Genomic DNA, 5,119 nt, shown 5'->3' with positions numbered 1-5,119 from the left:
AAGCCGAAGTCCTCCTCGGCGTCGTCACTGCTCCGGCGCACGCGAATGGCGGGCCCGTCGTACGTGCTGCTCAGCTTGCGCAGACTATAGGCCGCGTAGGCGTCGGGATAGGCATCGAGGAGATAGGTGGCCGCATGGCGGGGTGGATCCTTCGGCTCAGGAGCGGATGCGCCGAAAAGGAGCGACGGCATCAGCAAGAGCATGCAGATTGCTCCGGCGCCGACAAGCCGGAGACGATCCGCTATCGCACGGCGTGACGTCCCGGAGACCACGGCGCCGCGAACTTCGCAGCAAACCGGAGCCGTTTTTCCTTCAATCGCCCCAATCCGCGAAATGAAGGCTATCCAACGACGAGTACCCATAGCCCAACTCTCGTATTAACAATTGACAGACGCACTGAAAACACCCTGGATTCAGGGTGGATCGTAGGAGCTAGCATCGGTCCGGGACTTTGGCTTCTTAAGCCCTGAAGGTCCCTCATTAGAAGCCTTCGGCCAAACCGGGATCTATGCCCGGAATCACGTAGGAACGGTTCCCAACCAGCTTCCCCCCTCGACAAACCCACACGCTTCAATACTTCGGGCGGAATGCCCAGAGACAGGCCATAAAAAAAGGCAGCGCGAGCCGGTTCGTATCCTTCGGCTCACGTTGCCTCTTGAACCGGCAACGCTCATTATATCTCCGGGCTCGTTCGAAATCAAGCCCGGAGCTGCGTCCATCTGTTTCTTTTGCTTTACAATTCTGTATCGAGCGCGTCCACGATGCGCCAGGCCGCCTGCCCGTCCCACAGCGGGGGCGCGGCGCCGTGGGCGCGACCGTTCGTGCCGATCGCCGCCACCCGTCGGGCGATGCATTGCGGATCGAGCGGCATCAACTCGTTCGTGCCCAGTTCGATGGTGACCGGGCGTTCGGTGTTTTCCCGAAGCGTCAGGCACGGCACCTTCAGGAACGTCGTCTCCTCCTGAATCCCGCCCGAGTCGGTGACGACCACGGCGGCCTGCTCCATCAAGCGGAGGAACTCCAGGTAGCCGAGCGGTTCGAGCAGGCGCAGGTTCTCTATGGCTTCGAGCCGCTTTGCCATCCCGAAGTCGCCGAAGCGACGGCGGGTGCGGGGGTGGATCGGGAAGACGACCGGCCGGCGGGCGGCAAGCGCTTCGAGCGTCTCCAGCAATGCCGACAGTCCTTCCTCGCGATCCACGTTGGCGGGACGGTGCATGGTCATCAGCACGTAGCTCGCCGGATCGAGACCGAGATCCTCCAGGATGGTGGTGCGCGACGCCTTCTCCCGAAACTGCACGAGCGCGTCGATCATCACGTTGCCGACAAAAAAGACCTTCTCCTCCGGCGCTCCCTCGGCGGCGAGGTTGCGGAGCCCGCTCTTTTCGGTCACGAAAAGGAAATCGGAGATGCTGTCGGTCACGATGCGGTTGATCTCCTCCGGCATCGTGCGGTCGCCGCTGCGCAGGCCCGCCTCGACGTGCGCGACCGGCACGTGCTGCTTGACCGCCACGAGGCTGCACGCGAGCGTCGAGTTCACGTCGCCCACGACGAGGACGAGGTCGGGCCGTTCCTCGGCGAGCACACGCTCGAACGCCGTCATCACGCGGGCCGTCTGCTCGGCGTGCGTGCCGCTCCCTACCCCCAGATACAGGTGCGGCTCGGGCATCTCGAGCTGACGAAAGAAGATGTCGCTCATCCGCTCGTCGTAGTGCTGCCCGGTGTGGACGATGCGCGAGACGAACCGGGGGTGCGCCTCGAACGCCCGATGGAGCGGGGCGACCTTCATGAAATTGGGCCGCGCCCCGACCACGTTAAGCACTTTGACAGGGGACCCGTTCTTTCTCTCGATGTGTGCGTTCATAGGGCGACCCGCAAGGGGGCAGAAGTCATTTATTTGACGTTGCGTAAGCTTTCTCTCAGGCTCAGACGCCGGCAGGCGCATCTTCGACCCGGACGTTTGCGGGGTCCGCCGCCGGCGGCTGCCCTTCCCCGCCGAGGGCCACGTATTCGAGCAGGGCGGCGTACCGGCGGGCCAGCTTGCTCCGGTCGAAGCGCGCCCGCACGTGCGCGGCGCCCTTTCGGCCCATTTCCGCGTACAGCTCCGGATGGCGACTCAGGCGCTCCACCGCCGCGACGAGCGCACCGGCGTCTTCGGGAGGGATCGGGATGCCCGCCCCGGCTTCTTCGATGATCGCCTTCGTCTCTCCCCGAACACCGAGCACGATGGGGGTCTGCGTAACCATGGCCTCGAAGATCTTCGACGGGATGACCGTCTCGAACAGGCGCGAATCCCGGAGGTGGACGATGCTCACGTCGGTGAGAGCCATCAGATACCGGACCTCGGCTTTGGATACCTTGTCGACGAGGCGGAAGTTCGGCAGTTGGAGTTCCGCCTGTCTCGCTTCCAGCGTCTCCCGCTCGGCCCCCGTTCCCACCACCATGAAGACGATGTCCGGATCCTCGCACCGGCGCGCCGCCTCCAGCACCACGTCGGCGCGGTGGGCCATGCCGATGGTGCCGATGTAGGCGGCCACAAACTTGCCTTCGAGTCCGAGCTTTTGCCGCCAGGCCGCCAGGCGGGCTTCATCGAGCGGCTCGTTCCACGCCGAAGGGTCGACGCCGTTTTTGATGACCGAGATCTTTTCCTCGTCGATCCCCTTCGCCGCGATGGACCGCTTGAAGGCGTCCGTCACGACCACGATGTGCCGTGCCTTCCGGTATAGAAACTCCTCGACTCCTTCGAAAAACCGGATGAGCGCATTGCGTCGCATGGCCCCGACGGCTACGATCGACTCGGGCCAGAGGTCGCGCACTTCGAAGACGAACGGCACGCGCAGGCGACGCCCCATGAGGTAACCCGCGATCCCCGCGAAGAACTGCGGCGAGGTCGCCACGACGACGTCCGGGTGTTGCTGCAGCTTCCCGGCATGCCACCGCGCCGACGCCATAAACGAGACGAAGCTCAGCGTCCGCCGGAGCACACCCGCGTTCGCCGTCACGTACATCGGCACGCGCGTGACCTTGATGCCTTCGACCTCCTCCCTCTTGAAGCGATTCTGATGCCCCTCATACACGACGCCTTCGGGAAAATGCGGCGCGCTCGTGAGCACCTCCACCTCATGCCCGTCGCGCACCCATTGCCGCGCGTGCTCGAACACACGGGTGGCAGGCGCATTCACCTCGGGCGGAAAATTATTGCTGATAAATAAGATGCGCATAGCCGGACAGCCGGTCTCACGTTGATGCTTTCGGAGGAAGCAGGACGGAAGCGGCGTGAACTTCCGGGCTGATCTTTAACTTTTTCCGGGGCGTCATAAAAAGTGCCCCCTCCTCTCACGTCTTGCGTGCTCTCACAAGCGGCGTGCCACCATGGCCTGCTTTCAATATTCGATGCAATAGATCAGATCTACAGGCAAAGAAAAGGTGTCGCCGAGAACGACAACCGGGTTCTTTTCGCGAACACCGAACCGGGGGCAATACCAGCCGTCCGTCACGCGCACGGGTCCCGCTTCCACCGTGAGCCGACACGTTGTTTCCCCCCGCCGCAGGGTGAATCCGTCGTTCTCCGGCGTAACCTTCACCGAAGGATGGAGGTGGATTCGGCTCTCGACCCGATGCCGCCCTCGTCCTTCCACCCGATCAAGCACCGTGATCCGTCGACGCTCCTTCTCGACCTGCACCCGTCGGTGATGCCGAATCCCGTCGCCGATGAGGCGCGCATAGCCGACGAAGGTTCCCTCGAAGCGCGTCGCACCCTCGGACCGTTCGAAAACGACCGCTTCCGGAGCAAAACGCCTCGCCACGCGGAAGCTGTCCCAGCATTCCACCTGATCCAGGCCGTCGATGCACACGGTGTTGTGGGCAGCGGTGCTCCGCACGTATGCGCGCATCGGCCCCGCGGGGTACTCGAAGACACCGCTATCCACGACGAACGTCTCTCCACCCACCGCGAGTTCATAGCTAAAAATATCCGCATGCGCATGCGCGAGGAGGTGATCCGGACCCACCGGCCCTCCATCGATGATCAGACAAACCTCCTCGTCCCGATGCCTGAAGTAGCCCGTATCCGGCAGCGAGACTTGCGCACGAGGCATGTGCCCGGTCAGCGTGTGGAGATATTGGGTGAGCGTTTCCGGAGCGCGCGCGATCTCGTGCGTAGCGTCGTTGAAAAGCGCCAGGCGACCATCCGGATGCGTCATCGTAGCGAGCGCATCGCCCATGCGCTTCGCCGTGTCGAGTAACCACACGCGGTCAGCGTGGTCGGGCGGGAGCACGTTGAGCACGTCGAGGTATCCTTCAAGCATGAGCGCATGATACATCGGACTGCGCTCGTAATGCCCTCCGTCGGGGAGGATCTGCTCCCGCGTCTCCTGTCGGAAAAGATCGAGGCCCTTCGCCAGCCATCGCGGCGCCTCGCCCTGTCCTTCCAAAAAAAGGCCTGCCACAACGAGCGCGCGAGCATTTTCGAGGAGATGATTGCCCCCGATGTGGGTTTCAAGATTGCGAAAGAGAAAGGCTGCCTGCCGGTAGAGGCTCGCGAGCAAATCCGGCTCCGACACTCCGGCCCGGCACCAGTTCACGAGGCGAAGCGCCGTCGGATACGGATGCCACCCGACTCCCTTTCCCGAAGGATTCGCCGCTACCCAGGACCGGCACAACGCCACTCGCTCGTCGGGCGTAAGGAGATGCAGATAATGGAAGTAGTGCAGATTGAAGCGCCAGAGGAGCGGTCGGTCGGCGGCGACCCAATCGACCGGGCTGCCGAGGTCGGCGGCTTCATTCAGGAACCGGAAGCGTCCGGCCCGTATCGCCTCGCGTGTATTCCATGGCTCATGCGCGGGAAAGGGCGCACGAGGCGAAAGCCGGGGGACGAGCTTTGCCGGCGGCGCGGGAATCCGGGTGAGCCCCGCTTTCCGCTTCGCCGCCGCGACGATGCGGCCGGCCACCTGCCAGGGCCTCAGCCGGCGAAGGGTGCGCGCGTACCGGAGCGCAGTCGTCTTCATGCGGGCGCGTCCTGAGCGATGCGATACGGCGTCACCTCCACGGGCTGCCCGGAGGCGAGCGACTGCCGGGCAGCGAAGACGGCCTGCATCCCCGACACGAGTTCGTCGAACGGGAT

General features: G+C 63.8%; 3 protein-coding genes and 1 pseudogene. All 4 read right to left on the bottom strand.

The window, feature by feature from the left end; all coding sequences use genetic code 11:
- A pseudogene (locus AC1HIY_RS14435) lies at positions 1-191 on the bottom strand (hypothetical protein); the annotation flags it as partial.
- A gap of 542 nt (positions 192-733) precedes the next feature.
- Positions 734-1,861, bottom strand: a complete 1,128-nt coding sequence (gene wecB, locus AC1HIY_RS14430; protein ID WP_479577499.1) for a non-hydrolyzing UDP-N-acetylglucosamine 2-epimerase — start codon at positions 1,859-1,861, stop codon at positions 734-736.
- A 61-nt stretch (positions 1,862-1,922) separates the two neighbouring features.
- A complete protein-coding gene (locus AC1HIY_RS14425) occupies positions 1,923-3,218 on the bottom strand; it encodes a glycosyltransferase family 4 protein (RefSeq protein ID WP_479577498.1) in 1,296 nt (431 codons plus the stop codon).
- A 162-nt stretch (positions 3,219-3,380) separates the two neighbouring features.
- Positions 3,381-5,003 (bottom strand): heparinase II/III family protein, encoded by a 1,623-nt coding sequence (locus tag AC1HIY_RS14420; RefSeq protein ID WP_479577497.1) that lies wholly within the window; start codon positions 5,001-5,003, stop codon positions 3,381-3,383.
- Positions 5,004-5,119: the final 116 nt, after the last annotated feature.

This window comes from Rhodocaloribacter sp. (genome assembly GCF_056451265.1).
The sequence above is the reverse complement of the archived record's forward strand: the minus strand, read 5'-3'. Positions and strand labels throughout refer to the sequence as shown.

Bases quoted from the DNA above. Each gene is read 5' to 3' on its own strand.
- AC1HIY_RS14420 (WP_479577497.1), bottom strand. From the start codon at position 5,003: ATGAAGACGACTGCGCTCCGGTACGCGCGCACCCTTCGCCGGCTGAGG.
- AC1HIY_RS14425 (WP_479577498.1), bottom strand. From the start codon at position 3,218: ATGCGCATCTTATTTATCAGCAATAATTTTCCGCCCGAGGTGAATGCG.
- wecB (WP_479577499.1), bottom strand. From the start codon at position 1,861: ATGAACGCACACATCGAGAGAAAGAACGGGTCCCCTGTCAAAGTGCTT.